Annotated in this window: 14 protein-coding genes; 5 read left to right on the forward strand and 9 right to left on the reverse strand. The window is 68.7% G+C overall.

Annotated features, from left to right (window positions below; translation table 11 throughout):
• Positions 1 to 26 precede the first annotated feature (26 nt).
• The 4 genes from AC1DR1_RS09350 to AC1DR1_RS09365 all read right to left on the reverse strand — a co-directional run bounded on the left by AC1DR1_RS09350 (position 27) and on the right by AC1DR1_RS09365 (position 5,233).
• Positions 27 to 1,217 carry an ABC transporter ATP-binding protein gene (locus tag AC1DR1_RS09350; protein WP_476992508.1) on the reverse strand — a complete coding sequence of 397 codons (1,191 nt, stop codon included), beginning with the start codon at positions 1,215 to 1,217 and terminating at the stop codon, positions 27 to 29.
• A complete protein-coding gene (locus AC1DR1_RS09355; RefSeq protein WP_476966880.1) occupies positions 1,214 to 2,713 on the reverse strand; it encodes an ABC transporter permease in 1,500 nt (499 codons plus the stop codon). Before AC1DR1_RS09355 ends, AC1DR1_RS09350 begins: the two co-directional genes overlap by 4 nt.
• Before the next feature lie 98 nt (positions 2,714 to 2,811).
• Entirely contained in the window at positions 2,812 to 3,867 is a 1,056-nt protein-coding gene (locus tag AC1DR1_RS09360) for an iron ABC transporter substrate-binding protein (RefSeq protein WP_476992509.1), read from the reverse strand.
• A gap of 166 nt (positions 3,868 to 4,033) precedes the next feature.
• A complete protein-coding gene (locus AC1DR1_RS09365) occupies positions 4,034 to 5,233 on the reverse strand; it encodes a glycoside hydrolase family 76 protein (protein ID WP_476992510.1) in 1,200 nt (399 codons plus the stop codon).
• Between the two features lie 195 nt (positions 5,234 to 5,428).
• On the opposite strand from AC1DR1_RS09365, the gene AC1DR1_RS09370 reads away from it, so the two are divergent.
• Together AC1DR1_RS09370 and AC1DR1_RS09375 are read left to right on the forward strand one after the other, a co-directional pair.
• On the forward strand, positions 5,429 to 6,265 hold the full coding sequence (locus tag AC1DR1_RS09370; protein ID WP_476992511.1) for an SDR family NAD(P)-dependent oxidoreductase: 837 nt from the start codon (positions 5,429 to 5,431) through the stop codon (positions 6,263 to 6,265).
• Between the two features lie 41 nt (positions 6,266 to 6,306).
• Positions 6,307 to 7,527 (forward strand): acyl-CoA dehydrogenase family protein, encoded by a 1,221-nt coding sequence (locus tag AC1DR1_RS09375; RefSeq protein ID WP_476992540.1) that lies wholly within the window; start codon positions 6,307 to 6,309, stop codon positions 7,525 to 7,527.
• 20 nt (positions 7,528 to 7,547) lie between these two features.
• On the opposite strand, the gene AC1DR1_RS09380 is transcribed toward AC1DR1_RS09375, so the two are convergent.
• The 4 genes from AC1DR1_RS09380 to AC1DR1_RS09395 form a co-directional block, all read right to left on the reverse strand.
• Positions 7,548 to 8,390 carry a DUF1684 domain-containing protein gene (locus tag AC1DR1_RS09380; protein ID WP_476992512.1) on the reverse strand — a complete coding sequence of 281 codons (843 nt, stop codon included), beginning with the start codon at positions 8,388 to 8,390 and terminating at the stop codon, positions 7,548 to 7,550.
• Positions 8,377 to 9,048, reverse strand: coding sequence for a TetR/AcrR family transcriptional regulator (locus tag AC1DR1_RS09385; RefSeq protein WP_364748347.1), 672 nt, complete (start codon positions 9,046 to 9,048; stop codon positions 8,377 to 8,379). Before AC1DR1_RS09385 ends, AC1DR1_RS09380 begins: the two co-directional genes overlap by 14 nt.
• 70 nt (positions 9,049 to 9,118) lie before the next feature.
• Complete coding sequence (locus AC1DR1_RS09390) at positions 9,119 to 9,712, reverse strand: TetR/AcrR family transcriptional regulator (RefSeq protein ID WP_229994637.1); 594 nt, start codon at positions 9,710 to 9,712, stop codon at positions 9,119 to 9,121.
• A complete protein-coding gene (locus AC1DR1_RS09395; RefSeq protein WP_229994638.1) occupies positions 9,709 to 10,725 on the reverse strand; it encodes an aldo/keto reductase in 1,017 nt (338 codons plus the stop codon). The genes AC1DR1_RS09390 and AC1DR1_RS09395 overlap by 4 nt, the downstream gene beginning before the upstream one ends.
• Before the next feature lie 161 nt (positions 10,726 to 10,886).
• Here AC1DR1_RS09395 and AC1DR1_RS09400 point away from each other — a divergent pair, with 161 nt between their 5' ends.
• From AC1DR1_RS09400 to AC1DR1_RS09410, 3 genes are all read left to right on the forward strand, one after another.
• Positions 10,887 to 11,567: an NADPH-dependent F420 reductase gene (locus tag AC1DR1_RS09400; RefSeq protein ID WP_364748344.1), complete on the forward strand. Its 681-nt coding sequence runs from the start codon at positions 10,887 to 10,889 to the stop codon at positions 11,565 to 11,567.
• A gap of 239 nt (positions 11,568 to 11,806) precedes the next feature.
• Positions 11,807 to 14,620 (forward strand): phosphoenolpyruvate carboxylase, encoded by a 2,814-nt coding sequence (ppc, locus tag AC1DR1_RS09405; protein ID WP_364748341.1) that lies wholly within the window; start codon positions 11,807 to 11,809, stop codon positions 14,618 to 14,620.
• A 136-nt stretch (positions 14,621 to 14,756) separates the two neighbouring features.
• The gene (locus tag AC1DR1_RS09410; RefSeq protein WP_364748338.1) at positions 14,757 to 15,062 is read left to right on the forward strand and encodes a hypothetical protein; all 306 of its coding nucleotides are present in this window, start codon (positions 14,757 to 14,759) and stop codon (positions 15,060 to 15,062) included.
• Here the strand turns inward: AC1DR1_RS09410 and AC1DR1_RS09415 are convergent.
• Positions 15,059 to 15,694: a DedA family protein gene (locus AC1DR1_RS09415; RefSeq protein WP_476992513.1), complete on the reverse strand. Its 636-nt coding sequence runs from the start codon at positions 15,692 to 15,694 to the stop codon at positions 15,059 to 15,061. The genes AC1DR1_RS09410 and AC1DR1_RS09415 overlap by 4 nt on opposite strands.
• Positions 15,695 to 15,697: the final 3 nt, after the last annotated feature.

Raw genomic sequence — 15,697 nt, forward strand, 5'->3', positions numbered from 1 at the left:
CCGCCCACCCTATCTGCAGAGCACGATTACGGAGACTGCTGCTCATCCACCGGGAAGGCCACGGCCTCGCCCACCACGCGAAGCCGAAGCTCCGTGCCGGGACGGGCGATCGAGGCGTTCCAGTGCCGGATGGTGATGATTTCCCCGCCGCCGGGGTAGCGGTGGTCCGGGACGGCGCCGGCGGCAAGGACCGGCGGAACCGGCAGCTGGAGCCGCACCGTGGTCTCGGGGCCGAAGTAGTCGGTGTCCACCACGGTGCCGCGGATGGGGCCGTCCTCGGAAATACGGATCTGTTCGGGCCGCAGCATCAGCTGGACCCGGCCCTGGGCCGGCGGGCGGCGCACGGGGATCCCGCCGAGCGAACACGTGGCCAGGGAGCCTTCCATCCAGGCATCCAGGATGACGGCGTCGCCCAGGAATTCGGCGGTGGCACGGTCCGCCGGGCGGGTGTAGACGACGAACGGGTTGCCGATCTGGGCCAGCCTGCCGCCGCGCATCACGGCCACCTGGTCGGCGAAGGACAGCGCCTCGGCCTGATCATGCGTGACCAGGATCGTGGTGACGCCTGCATCCTTCAGGACCTGGGCCACGGCGCGGCGGGTGGCCACCCGCAGGCCGGCGTCCAGGGCGGAGAACGGCTCGTCCAGCAGCATGAGCGCGGGCTTGCGGGCCAGCGCCCGGGCTAGGGCGACCCGCTGCTGCTGGCCGCCGGAGAGCTGGTGCGGGCGGCGCTTGGCCATGGCCGGGTCCAGGGAGACCATTTCCAGCAGCTCGCCGACCCGCGCCTTGACGCCGCGGTGCCCGCCGGGGAGTTGCGCGGCGTCCAGGCCAAAGGAGATGTTCTGCCCGACGGTCAGGTGCGGGAACAAAGCGCCGTCCTGGGCCACGTAGCCGACGTGGCGCTTGTGGGCGGGGACCCAGGCGTTCTCGCCCGCCACCTTGCTCCCGTTGAGCGAGATGCTGCCGGTGTCCGGATGTTCGAAGCCGGCAATCAGGCGCAGGAGTGTGGTCTTGCCGGAGCCGGACGGCCCCACGATCGCCGTCGTTCCGCCCCTGGCGACGGAGAGGTTGACGCCCCTGAGGACGGCCTGGGGGCCAAAGTTCTTGGTGACCGCGTCGATTTCCAGGTGGCTGTTGGTGCTGGTGGCCACGGAGGCCGCGACTCGCGGCTCGGGCAGACGCGAGGGGGCCTCACGCGACGGGTAAACATCGGTCACTGTCCGGCTACTTTCTTGGACTGCTGGAAGAGGAGGTAGGTCATGGGCGCCGAGATCAGGATCATCAGCAGCGCATAGGGGGCGGCGCCAGCGTAATCGATCTCGCTGCTCTTGCTCCAGAACTCTGTGGCGAGGGTGCGCGTCCCGTTGGGCGAGAGCAGGAGGGTGGCGGTGAGTTCGTTGACGATCCCCAGGAACACCAGGGCGGCGCCGCCGGCCGCGGCGGGAGCCGTGAGGCGCAGCGTCACGCGCAGGAAGGCCAGCAGCGGCGGCTTCCCGAGCACCTGGGCGGCCTCGTCGAGTTCCTTCGGTGCCTGGGACAGCCCCGAGCGGATGTTCACCAGGGCCCGGGGGAGGAACAACAGCACATAGGCCGCGATGAGCAGCGCTGAGGTCTGGTACACGCTGGGCACCATCCGGATGCTCACGGTCACGAAGGCCAGGCCCACCACAATCCCGGGCATGGAGCTGGTGATGTAGTTGGACAGCTCCAGGGTCTTGCTGAACCAGCCGGGACGTCGCACGGCCAGATAGGCCATGGGGAACGCGACCACGGTGGTGACGACGGCCCCCGCAAGGCCGTAGGCCAGGGTCTGCAGGAGGGCCGGCATGAATTCCTCGGCTGCCCAGATTTCCGGGCCGCCGGCGACGATCCAGCGCAGCACAAACGTCAGCGGCAGGCCGAACGCCAGCCCGGTGAGGGCGATCAGGGACAGCTGGGCGGGGACCTGGTAGGCGTGCAGGGGCAGGCGTAAGGCGCGTGCCTGGGCGCCCGAGCCGATCCTGGCGTACCGGGCGCTGCCGCGGCTGCGGACCTCCACGAGCAGCAGGATCAGGCACAGGAACACCAGCACGCTGGCCAGCATGTTCCCCGCGGTCCCGTTGAAGGTGGACTGGTACTGCACCATGATCGCGGTGGTGAAGGTGTCGAAGCGGATCATCGCGAACGCCCCGTATTCGGCCAGCAGGTGCAGCGCGACCAGCAGCCCGCCGCCGGTCATGGCGATGCGCAGCTGCGGCAGCACCACGCGGAAGAACGCGCGCCAGGCGCCGAGCCCGAGGGAGGCGGCGGACTGTTCGATCGCCGGGTCCAGGCGGCTGAGCGTCGCGGCCGCCGGGATGTACACGAGCGGGAAATAGGACAGGGTGGCGATCAGGACCCCGGACCACAGCCCGCCGAGGGAGGGTACCGCGGAAACCCAGGCGTAGCTGTTGACGAAGGCGGGGATGGCCAGCGGCGCGGCGAGCAGCACGGCCCACCATTTCCGGCCCCTGAGGCTGGTGCGTTCGACCAGCCACGCGCCGCCGACGCCCAGGACCAGGCACAGCGGCACCGTCACCACGGTCAGCAGCACGGTGTTCAGCAGGAGTTCGCCCACGCGCGGGCGCAGGATCAGGGCGGCGGCGGTGTCCCAGCCAGTGGATGCCGTCATGAAGACCACGTAGGCCAGGGGCACCAGGGAAAACAGGGCGATCAGGACCGCAATGATGGACACGACAGAAACGCCGAAAGGCGGGCGGGGACGTTTGCCCCTGCCCGCCGTCGTCGTGTTCCCAGATGGACCGGGGACCGCCAGCTTGCTAGTCACTGCTGCTACAGCAGTCCTGCCTGGGTCATCAGCTCGGTGACCTTGGCGGAATTGAGCTTGGCGGGATCCACTGTGGGTGCCTGCAGCTCCTTGAGCGGAACCAGCTTGTCGTTGGACGGGACGTCCGAGGCGACGGCGTACTCGAAGGAGGTGCCCTTCTGGAGCACTTCCTGGCCCTTCTTGCCGGTGATGAACTTCAGGAAGGACTGGGCCGCTGCGGCGTTCTTGGAGGACTTCAGCACGCCGCCGCCGGAGATGGAGACGAATGCGCCCGGGTCCTGGTTCTTGAAGTAGAACGGCGTGACGTTGTTGGAGTTCTCGCCGGTCTTGGCCTGGTCGCCGTAGTAGTAGTAGTGGTAGATCAGGGCGGCGTCCACTTCGCCGGCGTTGACGGCCTTCATGGCCGTGCTGTTGCCCTTGTACGCCTTGGAGTTCTCTTTCATGCCCTTGAGCCATGCCTGCGTGGCGGCTTCACCCTTGAGTTCCAGCAGGGCCGAGACGATCGCCTGGAAGTCGGCGCCGGACGGGGAAGCGGCCCATTTGCCCTTCCACTCGGGGTTGGCCAGATCCAGCATGGACTTAGGCAGCTTGTCGGCGCTGATCTTGTTCTTGTCATAAACCAGCACGGTGGAGCGAGCCGCGATGCCAGTCCACTTGTTGGTGGAAGGACGGAAATCGGCGGGGACCTGGTCCACGGTGGCCTTGTCCACGTCCGCGAAGAGGCCGGCGTTTTCCACCTGGGCCATGGCGGGGGAGTTCTCGGTGAGGAAGACGTCCGCCGGCGAGGCCTGGCCTTCCTGGACGATCTGGTTGGACATTTCGGTGTCGTCGCCCTGGCGCACGGTGACCTTGATGCCGGTTTCGGCGGTGAAGGCGTCGATCCACTCTTTGGTCAGGGATTCGTGCTGGGCGTTATAGACCGTGATCTCGCCGGCGGAGGAGCCACCGGCGGCTGCGCTGCTGCCGGCCGGGGAGGAGGAGCCGGAGCCGCAGGCGGCCAGGCCCAGGGCGGCAGTGGCGGCCAGGGCGATGCCCGCCAGCGCGTTGGTGCGGATCTTCATGGGGCTACTTTCTGCAAGGAAGTCGTCGTAGTGCCCTGCCCCCCCGTGAGCGGGGAAGTTAGGGCATGCTCACTACGAAAGACTGTAGGTTAGCCAAACCTAAGCGACCAACCCGAATCCGCATTAAGTGATCAGTATCACATGAATTACGAAACTGTTGCGTGACCTAATTGGGCTGCGGTGCCGGCGCCGTCGCGATGGATGCGGCCGCCTCCAGCACCATCCAGGCCTGGAGCTGTGTGGACAGCTCGACGGCGGCGCCCTCCGGGTAGCTGCGGCGTGCCGGCAGTTCAGTGCGGTCGGAGAAGACCAGATGGCTGCCGGGGCGCGCGAGGCGGTCCTGCGCCGGGAGGATCCGACGGCCTTCCCAGAGGGCCTCGGCTGTATCGTTCACGAGTGCCGCCGCCGTGGCCCGGGTTTCGGCGGGCAGCCGTTCGTCGACGGCGGCAAGGGCCAGGTAGCGGACGAGGATCCCGGTGAAGAGTCCGCCGTCGCCCCTTCCCTCGCAGCGCAACACCGCAGCGGTGCGCCCCAGCAGCGGGGCCGGATGCGTGAGGCTGCGCGCCACGGCGGCCACCAGCGCGGCCGCACGCCCGAGGTTCGCCTCGCCCCCAAGTTCGAGCAAGGCCCCGAGGACGGGCCCCTGGTTGTAGGTGTAGATGGTCTCTTCCAGCACCACGTCACCCGTCCCGGAAATCCGCAGGCCGTCCCGGTAGAGGCCTTGCCCGGGTTCGTAGAGCTTGGCGTCCAGCCAGTCCAGCAGGGCCTGCGCCTTGGCCCGGTTGCCCGTCCGCGCGTAGTAGAGGGCCACCGGTGCGGTGGCGGGTGTGTTCTTGAAATCGCGCTTCGTGCTCCAGAAGGTGCCGCCGCCCAGGTCGTCGGTGGAGGCGGAGTCGAACTGCAGGGTCAGGCTCTGCAGGACCTTGGCGTTGCGCTGCCGGCCGGTGCGTTTGCGGCTGTTCTCGGCGAGCTTGTCCAGCCGGAGCGTGGCCAGGGCCAGCCAGGCCATGTCGTCGTAGTAGTTGTTGACCACCGTGAGCAAATTGCGCAGCCGGATGCCCGTGACGAGCCGCGATGCGAGGCGGCCGGCGCTGGGCCGGTTCTCGCCGTCGAACTTGGCCCCCGGACGCCCGGGCGAGCCCAGTTCCCGGCGGCCGGCGTCCACGAGGCAGTCCAGGTAGTGTGCCTGCCACCAGTAGTGCCAGGGCCGGGACATGTTCTTCAGCCGGCCTGACGGCCGAAGGATCGCGGCGATGTGGGTTCCCGGCAGGAAGAAGAGCCGCTGCCCGAAAAGCCTGGTCACCGAGCGGGCTGCCTCGTCCGCGCGGAAGGACCAGTTGGGGGCGGAGGCGTCGGCTCGGGTCATGGCTCAAGCCTATTCGCGGGAGCCCGTCCGGACCTCGATCGTGACCGTGGCCCTGAGCGGGTGCGCCCAAAGGTGCGCAATGGCCGCATTCCAGTTAACATTCACTAACTAATGTTCCCCGCGGGCTGCTGCTTCAGGCGCCGCCCGCGTCAGAGGCTTCGCGGCCGGGGTTCGGTTCCACATCAAGGAGGATGGATGGACATCAAGGGTACTGTCGCGCTGATCACGGGCGGGGCCTCAGGTCTCGGAGCAGCCACGGCCAGGCGCCTGTTCGACGCCGGTGCGTCGGTGGTGCTCGTGGACCTGCCGGGTTCCGCCGGGGACGCCTTTGCCGCCGAACTGACCGCCTCCGCCGCTAGCGAGGCCGCCGCCGGTGCCGCCGCCGGTACGCCGGCCGGAACCGGCCGCGCGGCCGTCTTCGTCCCCGCCGACGTCACGGACGAGGTGCAGGTGCAGGCCGCCGTCGATGCCGCCGCCGCCCTGGGCCCGCTGCGCATCGTGGTGAACTGCGCGGGAATCGCGACCCCCGGCAAGGTCCTGGGCCGCGAGGGCGTGCTCCCGCTGGAGGCCTTCAACCGCGTCATCCAGATCAACCTCGTGGGCACCTTCAACGTGATCCGCCTCGCCGCGGCCGCCATGGCAGCCACCGAGCCCGCCGCCACCGAACTCGGCGGCCCCGAACGCGGCGTCATCATCAACACCGCCTCCGTTGCCGCGTTCGACGGCCAGATCGGCCAGCCCGCCTACGCCGCCTCCAAGGGCGCTGTCGCCGCCATGACCTTGCCGATCGCCCGCGAACTCGCGCGCTCGCTGATCCGGGTGGTTACCATCGCACCGGGCATCTTTGAGACTCCCATGATGGCCGGCCTGCCGCAGGAGGCGCAGGACTCCCTGGGCCAGCAGGTGCCGCACCCCTCGCGGCTGGGCCGCCCCGCCGAATACGCGAACCTCGCCGCGCACATTGTGGAGAACGCCATGCTGAACGGCGAGACGATTCGCCTCGACGGCGCCATCCGCATGGGCCCGAAATGACCGGCTCCGAAATGACCGATTCCGAAATGACCGATTCCGAAATGACCGGGACAGGGCTGGCCGCCACCCCCGCGCCGTCAGTGGCGGGGCTGCCCACGGCGGACTTCTTCGATTACGAATCCCTGCTCAGCGCGGCGGAGCGGGCCAAACTGGCGCAGCTGCGGGAGTTCCTGGCCGCCGAGGTCGCCCCGTTCGCCACGGACTGGTGGAACAAGGCCGAATTCCCGGCCCACATCCTGCCCAAACTGGCCGCCCTGGAGCTCAGCGCCCCCGCCCAGCGCGGCTACAGCAACCTGTTCGCCGGGATCATCATTGCCGAGATGACCCGGGTGGACACCTCGCTCGCCACGTTCTTCCTGGTCCACCATGACCTTTTCGTGGAGTCGCTCTACGGCTTCGGCTCCGAGGAGCAGAAGGCGCGCCTGCTCGAGGACGCGGCGAACCTGCGCACCACCGGCGCCTTTGCCCTCACCGAACCGGACCACGGCTCGGACGTTGCCGGCGGCATGGAAACCCGGGCCCGGCGGGTCCCCGGCGGCATGGCCGACGGCGGCGACGCCTGGGTGCTCAACGGCGCCAAGCGCTGGATCGGCAACGGGACGTTTTGCGACTACATGCTGGTCTGGGCCCGGGACGAGGCCGACGGCGGCATCCGCGGCTTCATCGTCGACGCCACCTTGCCGGGCGTGAGCCGGAGCCGGATCGAGAACAAGATTGCGCTGCGCACGGTGCAGAACGCGGACATCGTCTTCACCGACGTCCGGGTGGCCGAAGCGGACCGCTTCGCGGGCATCAGCAGCTTCGAGGACACCAACGAGCTCCTGCGCGGTTCCCGGATCATGGTGGCCTGGCAGGGCGTGGGGCAGCAGCTCGCGGCCTTCGACGTCGCCCGGCAGTACGCCGTCGAACGCCGGCAGTTCGGCCGCCCGCTGGCGAAGTTCCAGCTGGTCCAGCAGCAACTGGTGACCATGCTCGGCAACGCCGTGGCCAGCATGGGCATGATGGTCCGGATCGCGCAGCTGCAGGACCAGGGCGCCGCGGACATGCCGCAGGTGGCCCTCGCAAAGTCCTATGTCAGCGCCAGGATGCGCGAAACCGTGGCGATGGGCCGGTCCCTGCTGGGCGGCAACGGGATCGTCACCGACTACCGGATGGCCAAGATCTTCTCCGACGCCGAGGCGATCTACACCTACGAGGGCTCGTTCGAGATCAACACCCTGATTACGGGGCGTGCCGTCACCGGTGTGTCCGCGATCGTCTAGAAGACCGTTCAGAAGACCGTCTAGAAGAGGCCGGGTTCCTTCTCGCCGGCTGCGATGCGGTAGTCCAGGCTGTTGTTCTTCACCGGCATGGGGCAGGTGCCGTACGGGGTGAAGGCACTGGGGTAGTTGATGGCCCGGTTGAAATCCAAGATCACGGTCGCATTTCCGGATGAATCGACGCGGGGTTTTGCGGTGGAGACTTTCCGCCACTCGTCCGTCGATTCCCCATTGGTCTCGTCGTGGAACGTGACCGTCAACGCACCGAGCTTCTCCTCCTCGGCGTGCAGGTGGAACTCGTGGTCTGTGCCGGGCAGCCGGAAGACCAACTCGCCGACCGAGCGGTGGACCCCGTCCACGAGCGGGTTGGCGGTGCCGATCGGGACATCCACGGGCTCGGGATAGGGCATGAACCGGGCCTCGATGACCAGGTCCGGGCGGAAGTCGAAGGTGGGCACGCCGTCGAACTCCGTGAACGCCGGGGACTGGGAGTCGCGCGTGCGGATCGCGTACTTGTCCGCCCGCATGGCGAGCTCCACCACCACCTGGCGGCCGTCGTCGCCGCCGTACTGGACCCACATGAGTGATTCCTCGTCCGAGAGCACGGCGCTGATGGTCCCGTCCACGGGTTCGCCGGTTTCCACGAGGGTCAGACCGTCCGGCGCGGCGGCGGTGAGGAACGCCGTCGTGCCGTCAGTGGACCAGAGCCCGGGGGCGAGCTCGACGGCGGCCGGCCGGTCCTCGAGCCACTGGAACGAGGTCAGCGTCAGCCAGCCGTGGTCGCTGGCGAGGGCCGCGTTCCGGCTGTTCCGGAAGCGCTGCCAGCGGGCAAGCTGCGGGTCGGCCGCGGGCTCAATGGTGGTCATGGGTTCCTCCAGGGTTTCCGTCGGGGCCGGTTCTCAGGCTGCGTCCGCCGGGGGAGCTGCCGAGGCTGGCAGCCACCAGTTGGGCTGCGGTGGTCCCGGCGGCGGTGGCCGCTTCCGGGTCGCCGTCGAGCACTCCGCTGGCCAGGCCGCCGTCGAGGAGCAGGGTCAGGCTGCGGGCAAGCTGGTCCGGGTCCTGGGCGCCGGCGCGGGCGGCCAGGTCCCGGATCCAGGCGCGGATCTGCTGCTTGTGGGCCACGGTCCGGTCGTGGACCCGGGTGCCGGCGGCCGACTCGGCAGCTGCGTTGATGAAGGCGCAGCCGCGGTAGCCGTCCCGCCGGCAGGCGGTTGTCAGGGCATCGAACAGGCCCACGAGCTGCGCGGCGGGGTCTTCGCCGGCGGCCTCGGCGGCGGCGTGCAGCTGCCCGGTCCAGATGCCGTCGACCTTCTCCAGATAAGCCAGGATGAGGTCGTCCTTGGCCGGAAAGTACTTATAGAACGTGGCTTTCGCGACGCCGGACTCGGCGATGATCGTATCGATGCCGGCAGCCCGGAATCCGTGCGCGTAGAAGAGCCGGAAGGCCGTGGCCAGGATTTTCTCTCTGGCCTGCCCGGCGGGGGTGCGGGCCGCCGGCGGGGCAGGGGCTGCTGACAGCGTCATGACACCATCGTACACAGACAAGTCTGTCTAGGCCCTGGCTCGAATCACGCCCCGCAGGCCTGCCCCGGGCTCACGGCCGTACGGCCAGGCCCTGTACGAGCAGCCGCCAGACCTCCTGCAGCTGGGCCCCGATGGCCGGATCCGCCCATTCCGCCGCGTGCAGCGGGTGGTGGAACCGCGCGGTCGCGTGCAGGACCGCAAGGCCTGCCGTCGGCGGATCCGTGACAGCAAACTCGCCCCTGCTGACGCCGTCGGCAATGATTTCCGTGAGCTGCGCGGCCAGATGCCCAACGTGGACCGCCACGACATCCCGTGCCTCGGTGGTCAGCTGGCTGAAGGTGGCAAACAGCTCGGGATCGTTCAGCGCCATGCCCTGCTTGATGGCCGCGAGCCGTTCCAGCCAGCGGAGCAGACGTTCCGCAGCCGGGCCGTCCGTATCCCGGGCCGGATCCAGCGGATCTGCGAGGCGGTCCAGCCAGCGCCGGGCCACCGCGTCCCGCAGCGCGACCTTCGTGGGGAAGTGCCGGTACACGCTGCCGTGGCTGACGCCGAGGGCCTTTGCCACGTCCACCACCGTGGCCTTGGCCGGCCCGAAGCGCCGCAGCACGTCTTCCGCGGCGTCGAGGATGCGCTCTTCCGTCAGGACGACGGCGGCAGGGGTCACCGGCGTTCGCTGTCGAGCATGGCCATCTGGCCGGCGTCGTAACGCGTGCCCGCGGCGGCGTCGGCCGGGACGGCGTCCTCGATCTCCGCAAGGTCCTCGACGGAGAGGACCAGATCGGTTGCTCCCAGCGATTCGGTGAGCCGCTCGCGGCGGCGGGCGCCGATGAGGGGGACGATGTCCTCGCCGCGGGAGAGGACCCAGGCGATGGCGAGCTGGGCGACGGTCGCACCCTTGCGGTCCGCGATGCCGCGCAGCCGTTCGACGAGTTCGAGGTTGCGCTGCAGGTTCTCGCCGGAGAAGCGGGGCAGGTGGGCCCGGAAGTCGCGTCGGTTCTCGGTTCCGGCCGCGGGCCAGTGGCCCGAGACCAGGCCGCGGGACAGCACGCCGTACGCGGTGACGCCGACGCCGAGTTCGCGGGCCGTGGGCAGGATGTCCTGCTCGATGCCTCGTGAGATGAGTGAGTACTCAATCTGGAGGTCGGAGACCGGGTGGACGGCGTTGGCGCGGCGCAGGGTATCGGCGCCAACCTCGGAGAGCCCGATGTGGCGGATGAGGCCCTGCTGCACGAGCTCGGCCAGTGCGCCCATGGTTTCCTCGACCGGCACGGTCGGATTCAGGCGGGCGGGCCGGTAGATGTCCACGTAGTCGGTGCCGAGGCGCCGCAGGGTATAGGCGAGGAAGTTCTTGACGGCGGCGGGCCGGGTGTCCACGCCGTTCCATCCGCCCCGGGCATCGCGCAGGACGCCGAATTTCACGCTGATCTGGGCGTTCTCGCGCCGGCGGCCGCGGATCGCGTCGCGCAGCAGCATTTCGTTGTGCCCCATGCCGTAAAAGTCCCCGGTGTCCAGCAGCGTCACGCCGGCGTCGAGGGCGGCCTGGATCGTGGCGACACTCTCGGCGTCGTCGGCGGGACCGTAAAGATCGGACATGCCCATCAGTCCGAGGCCGATGGGAGCGGTGGTGGGGCCCGTGGAGCCCAGCGTGCGGGTGGCGCCGAGAGTAGAAGTTGTCATGGATTCAGCATACGACAATCAGATGACAGATTTCAAACTTTGTCAGGCGTTCTTTTGTGTACGGGATGCATTCCCTCCTTGTCGTAGACAGGTCTGTCTGATAGCGTCGTGCCGACACGTAGACGAACCTGTCTACTCCGCTGATTCAGAACGAGGATGCCATGAAGATTGCAGTACTGGGAACCGGCATGGTGGGGCGCACGATTTCCGGCGCACTCGCGGGCCTGGGGCACGATGTCGTGATGGGCACCCGCGACCCGCAGGCGACGCTCGCCCGGACCGAGCCGGACATGATGGGCACCGCGCCGTTCGCCCAGTGGCACGCCGCCAACACCGGAATCGCCCTCGCCGCCTTTGCCGACGCTGCGGCCGGCGCAGAGCTGGTCGTCAACGCGACGAACGGCGGCGGCTCCCTGGCGGCTCTGGCCGCCGCAGGCACGGGGAACCTCGCCGGCAAAGTCATCATGGACATCGCCAACCCGCTGGACTTTTCGCAGGGCATGCCGCCGTCGTTGAACCCGGTGAACACGGACAGCCTCGGCGAGCAGATCCAGCAGGCCTTCCCGGAGGCCAAGGTGGTCAAGACGCTGAACACCATGACGGCGTCCGTGATGGTGGATCCGGCGCGCGTTGCCGGCGGCGACCACTCGGTGTTCGTCTCCGGGGACGACGCCGAGGCCAAGGCCGCCGTAACGGAACTGCTCAAGGGCTTCGGCCACCGGGACGTGATTGACCTCGGGGACATCACGAGTGCCCGCGGCGCGGAAATGATCCTGCCGATCTGGCTGCGGCTCTGGGGCGCGCTGGGCACCGGCGAGTTCAATTTCAAGATCGCGCGCTAACGCGTTCACCCAACTAACTCGCAGCTGGGGCCGTTTTGGGCGCCCAAAAGAGGCCACAACTGCGGGCTAGAGGGGGCCGGGGGCCAGGGGGGCTGGGCGGCGCGGCAGGGCCTGACACTATCTGAGACGGAATTCCAGCCGGGAGTGCCTGCGGGTAACATCCCATGGGAAGAAGTAATCGGGCTCACAGTATCCAGCGCAGTGTACGAGCCAAGTCGAACCCTCGAAAGATAGTTTCCATGGCTGACACTGCAATGCATTCCGACACCGATCTTGCCGCCGAACTCCGGGCTGATGTCCGCCGGGTCTCCACCCTGCTGGGCGAATCCCTGGTCCGCCAGCACGGACCGGAACTCCTGGACCTCGTGGAGCAGGTGCGCCTGCTGACCAAGGAATCGAAGGAGGCCGCCCGCGGCGGGGCCGACGCCACCGGGCCGTGGAGCTCGTACGACGTCGTCGCCCAGGTCCGCGAACTGCTCGGCTCCCTGCCGCTGGACCAGGCCACCGACCTGGTCCGCGCGTTCGCGTTCTACTTCCACCTGGCGAACGCCGCCGAGCAGGTCCACCGGGTCCGCGGGCTGCGCACCCGGCAGGAAAAGGACGGCTGGCTCGCCAAAGCCGTTGAGGAGATCGCGGACCAGGCCGGCAACTCCGTGCTGCAGGAAGTCGTCAACGAACTCGACGTCCGTCCCATCTTCACCGCACACCCCACCGAGGCCTCCCGCCGTTCCGTGCTGGACAAAATCCGCCGGCTCTCGGACATCCTGTCCGAATCCACGGCGGAGGGCACGTCCGCGCGCCGCCGCCAGGACCGCCACCTGTCCGAAGTGATCGACCAGATGTGGCAGACGGACGAGCTCCGCCAGGTCCGGCCCACCCCGGTGGATGAGGCCCGGAACGCCATCTACTACCTCACCGGGATCCTCAGTGACGCCATGCCGGAAATGCTCTCGGACCTCTCCGAGCTGCTCGCCGAGCACGGCGTCACGCTGCCGCCGCAGAAGGCGCCGATCCGCTTCGGCTCCTGGATCGGAGGGGACCGGGACGGCAACCCCAACGTCACCGCCGCCGTCACCCGCGAAATCCTCCAGATCCAGAACCAGCACGCCGTACGGATCAGCATCGGCCTGATCGACGGGCTCATCTCCATCCTGTCGAATTCGACCGCGCTGGCCGGGGCCGACCAGGAACTCCTGGACTCGATCGACGTCGACCTGGGGAACCTGCCGGGCCTGGACCGCCGCGTCCTGGAGCTGAACGCGCAGGAGCCGTACCGGCTCAAACTCACCTGCATCAAGGCCAAACTGATCAACACCGGCCGGCGGGTCACGGCCGGATCCGCGCACGAGCCCGGCCGCGACTACACCGCCACCGCGGAGCTCCTCGCCGAGCTCGGCCTGCTGGAACGGTCGCTGCGGAACCACCACGCCGCCCTCGCCGCCGACGGCGCCCTGTCCCGGGTCCGCCGCGCCATCGCCTCCTTCGGCCTGCACCTGGCCACCCTGGACATCCGCGAGCACGCCGACCACCACCACGAGGCCGTCGGGCAGCTCATGGACCGCCTCGGCGGCCCCGGTGTCCGGTACGCCGAACTCAGCCGCGCCGAGCGGTTGGAGGTGCTGGGCTCCGAACTCGCCTCCCGGCGTCCGCTCTCCGGCCACCCGATCAAGCTCGACGGCGTCGCTGACGGCACGTACGACGTCTTCCGGGAGATCCGGCGTGCCCTGCGCACCTACGGCCCCGACGTGATCGAGACCTACATCATCTCCATGACCCGCGGCGCGGACGACGTCCTGGCCGCGGCCGTGCTGGCCCGCGAGGCCGGCCTGGTCAGTCTCTTCGGCGAGGCGCCCTACGCCAAGATCGGGTTCGCGCCGCTGCTGGAAACCGTCGACGAGCTCCGCGCGTCGGCCGAGATCGTGGACCAGCTGCTCTCTGATTCGTCCTACCGCGAACTGGTCCGGCTCCGCGGCGACGTGCAGGAGATCATGCTCGGCTACTCGGACTCCAACAAGGAATCCGGCGTCATGACGAGCCAGTGGGAAATCTACAAGACCCAGCGCAAGCTCCGGGACGTGGCCGCGAAGCACGGCGTCCGCGTGCGCCTCTTCCATGGCCGCGGCGGCTCGGTGGGCCGCGGCGGCGGGCCGACCTACGATGCCATCATGGCCCAGCCCAACGGCGTGCTCGAGGGCGAGATCAAGTTCACCGAGCAGGGCGAGGTCATCTCGGACAAGTACTCCCTGCCGGAGCTGGCCCGCGAAAACCTCGAGCTCTCCCTTGCCGCGGTGCTGCAGGGCTCGGCACTGCACCGCGCGCCGCGCACCTCGGAGGACCAGCGCGTGCGCTACGGCCACGTCATGGAAACCGTCTCCGACGCCGCGTTCGCGCGCTACCGCACGCTGATCGAGGACCCCGACCTGCCCGCCTACTTCATGGCCTCCACCCCGGTGGAGCAGCTGGGATCCCTGAACATCGGATCCCGTCCGTCCAAGCGGCCCGATTCCGGCGCCGGACTGGAGGGACTGCGGGCCATCCCGTGGGTGTTCGGCTGGACGCAGTCACGGCAGATCGTGCCGGGCTGGTTCGGCGTGGGCTCCGGCCTCAAGGCCGCGCGCGAGGCCGGAAACTCGGCCCAGCTCAAGGAGATGATCGAGGGCTGGCACTTCTTCCGATCGGTGCTTTCCAACGTGGAAATGACCCTGGCGAAGACGGACATGGACATTGCCGGCTACTACGTCTCCACCCTGGTGCCGGAGGAGCTGCACCACCTGTTCCATGCCATTCGGGAAGAGTATGAGCTCACCGTCGAGGAAATCCAGAACCTCACGGGCGAGCACGTGATCCTCGATGCCCAGCCCACCCTGAAGCGCTCCCTCGAGATCCGGGACCAGTACCTCGACCCGATCAGCTACCTGCAGGTGGAGCTGCTGCGCCGCGTCAGGGCCGAGGCCGCAGCGGGCATGTCCGGTGCCGAGATCGACGAGCGCCTCCAGCGCGCCATGCTGATCACGGTCAACGGAGTCGCCGCCGGGCTGCGCAACACCGGGTAGCCCTCTCAGACCCTCCCGCACGCCCAGCCTCTGCCCACCCCCTGTTGCCCTATCACCTATGGCGGCCATTTCGACTTCTTGGCAGCCAAAAATGAAGCGCAACGGGAGTGTGTGGCGGTGCGGCTAGGGTTGTTCCATGCCGTCGTTCCAGACCAGACTGAAGATCACCGGCCTCAAGCCGGGCACCGCTCCGGAAACGGTCATGGCCGCGGCCATCGAGGCGCTCGGGACGCGGCACCACGTCGAATCGCACCAGCTTGAGCTCGCCGGCGGCGTACCTCAGCTGAACCTGCGCTTCCTGGTCGATGCCACCGCGTACAGCGCCGAAAACAGCCAGGCGCTGGAGTCGGCAGCCATGATGCGCGACGCCGTCGAACGCGTTGCGCTCACCGGCGCGCTGACCGTGTTGCGCCGCAGCCGCGGCCGCTGGGCACCCGTCTAAAAGTCCAGTTCCTCGTCCGGGTCCACCGAGGCGGAATCCACGGAGGAGGGGCGGCCCCGGCGTCGCGTCACGATCACGCCAACGACGGCGCCGATCACCAGCCCGACGCCGACGCCGATCAGCGAGCTCGCCCAAAACGGGAGTCCGGTGGCGGAGCCCGCGAAATAGCCCAGCGCCACGGACCAGCTTGCCCAGAGCAAGCCGCCGATGGCCGCGCAGAGGCTGAACCCGCGCGTCGAGACGTTGGCGATGCCGGCCGCGGCCGTCGCGGCCAGCCGCCCGCCGGGGATGAAGCGGATGCCGATGATCGCTCCGTACGTGGAGGAACGGCCCGCCTTCGCGATCGCCGCGTGCACGGCCGCGTGGAACCGCAGGCCCCATTTCCAGCGGTCGAGCACGTGGCTCAGCCGCCGTTTGAAGAGCTGGAAGACGAGAATGTCGCCCAGCCATGAGGACACCGTGGCCAGGAGCACCACGAGGAACGCGTTGATGTGGCCCTCCGCGGAGAGTGCACCGCCGGTGATGACCAGCATTTCCGAGGGCACAGGCGGAAAAATGGCATCGCCGATCACGAAGGGGAAGATCCAGAAATAGATCGCGGCGCCCCAGCTGTCCGCATTTCCGAAGTCCATGGG

This window comes from Arthrobacter sp. P4_F10 (assembly GCF_056401435.1).

Coding starts and splice junctions, on each gene's coding strand:
- AC1DR1_RS09385 (WP_364748347.1), bottom strand. CDS start 9,048: ATGACGCTGTCAGCAGCCCCTGCCCCGCCGGCGGCCCGCACCCCCGCC.
- AC1DR1_RS09400 (WP_364748344.1), top strand. CDS start 10,887: ATGAAGATTGCAGTACTGGGAACCGGCATGGTGGGGCGCACGATTTCC.
- ppc (WP_364748341.1), top strand. CDS start 11,807: ATGGCTGACACTGCAATGCATTCCGACACCGATCTTGCCGCCGAACTC.
- AC1DR1_RS09380 (WP_476992512.1), bottom strand. CDS start 8,390: ATGACCACCATTGAGCCCGCGGCCGACCCGCAGCTTGCCCGCTGGCAG.
- AC1DR1_RS09370 (WP_476992511.1), top strand. CDS start 5,429: ATGGACATCAAGGGTACTGTCGCGCTGATCACGGGCGGGGCCTCAGGT.
- AC1DR1_RS09395 (WP_229994638.1), bottom strand. CDS start 10,725: ATGACAACTTCTACTCTCGGCGCCACCCGCACGCTGGGCTCCACGGGC.
- AC1DR1_RS09410 (WP_364748338.1), top strand. CDS start 14,757: ATGCCGTCGTTCCAGACCAGACTGAAGATCACCGGCCTCAAGCCGGGC.
- AC1DR1_RS09375 (WP_476992540.1), top strand. CDS start 6,307: ATGACCGGGACAGGGCTGGCCGCCACCCCCGCGCCGTCAGTGGCGGGG.
- AC1DR1_RS09365 (WP_476992510.1), bottom strand. CDS start 5,233: ATGACCCGAGCCGACGCCTCCGCCCCCAACTGGTCCTTCCGCGCGGAC.
- AC1DR1_RS09415 (WP_476992513.1), bottom strand. CDS start 15,694: ATGGACTTCGGAAATGCGGACAGCTGGGGCGCCGCGATCTATTTCTGG.
- AC1DR1_RS09360 (WP_476992509.1), bottom strand. CDS start 3,867: ATGAAGATCCGCACCAACGCGCTGGCGGGCATCGCCCTGGCCGCCACT.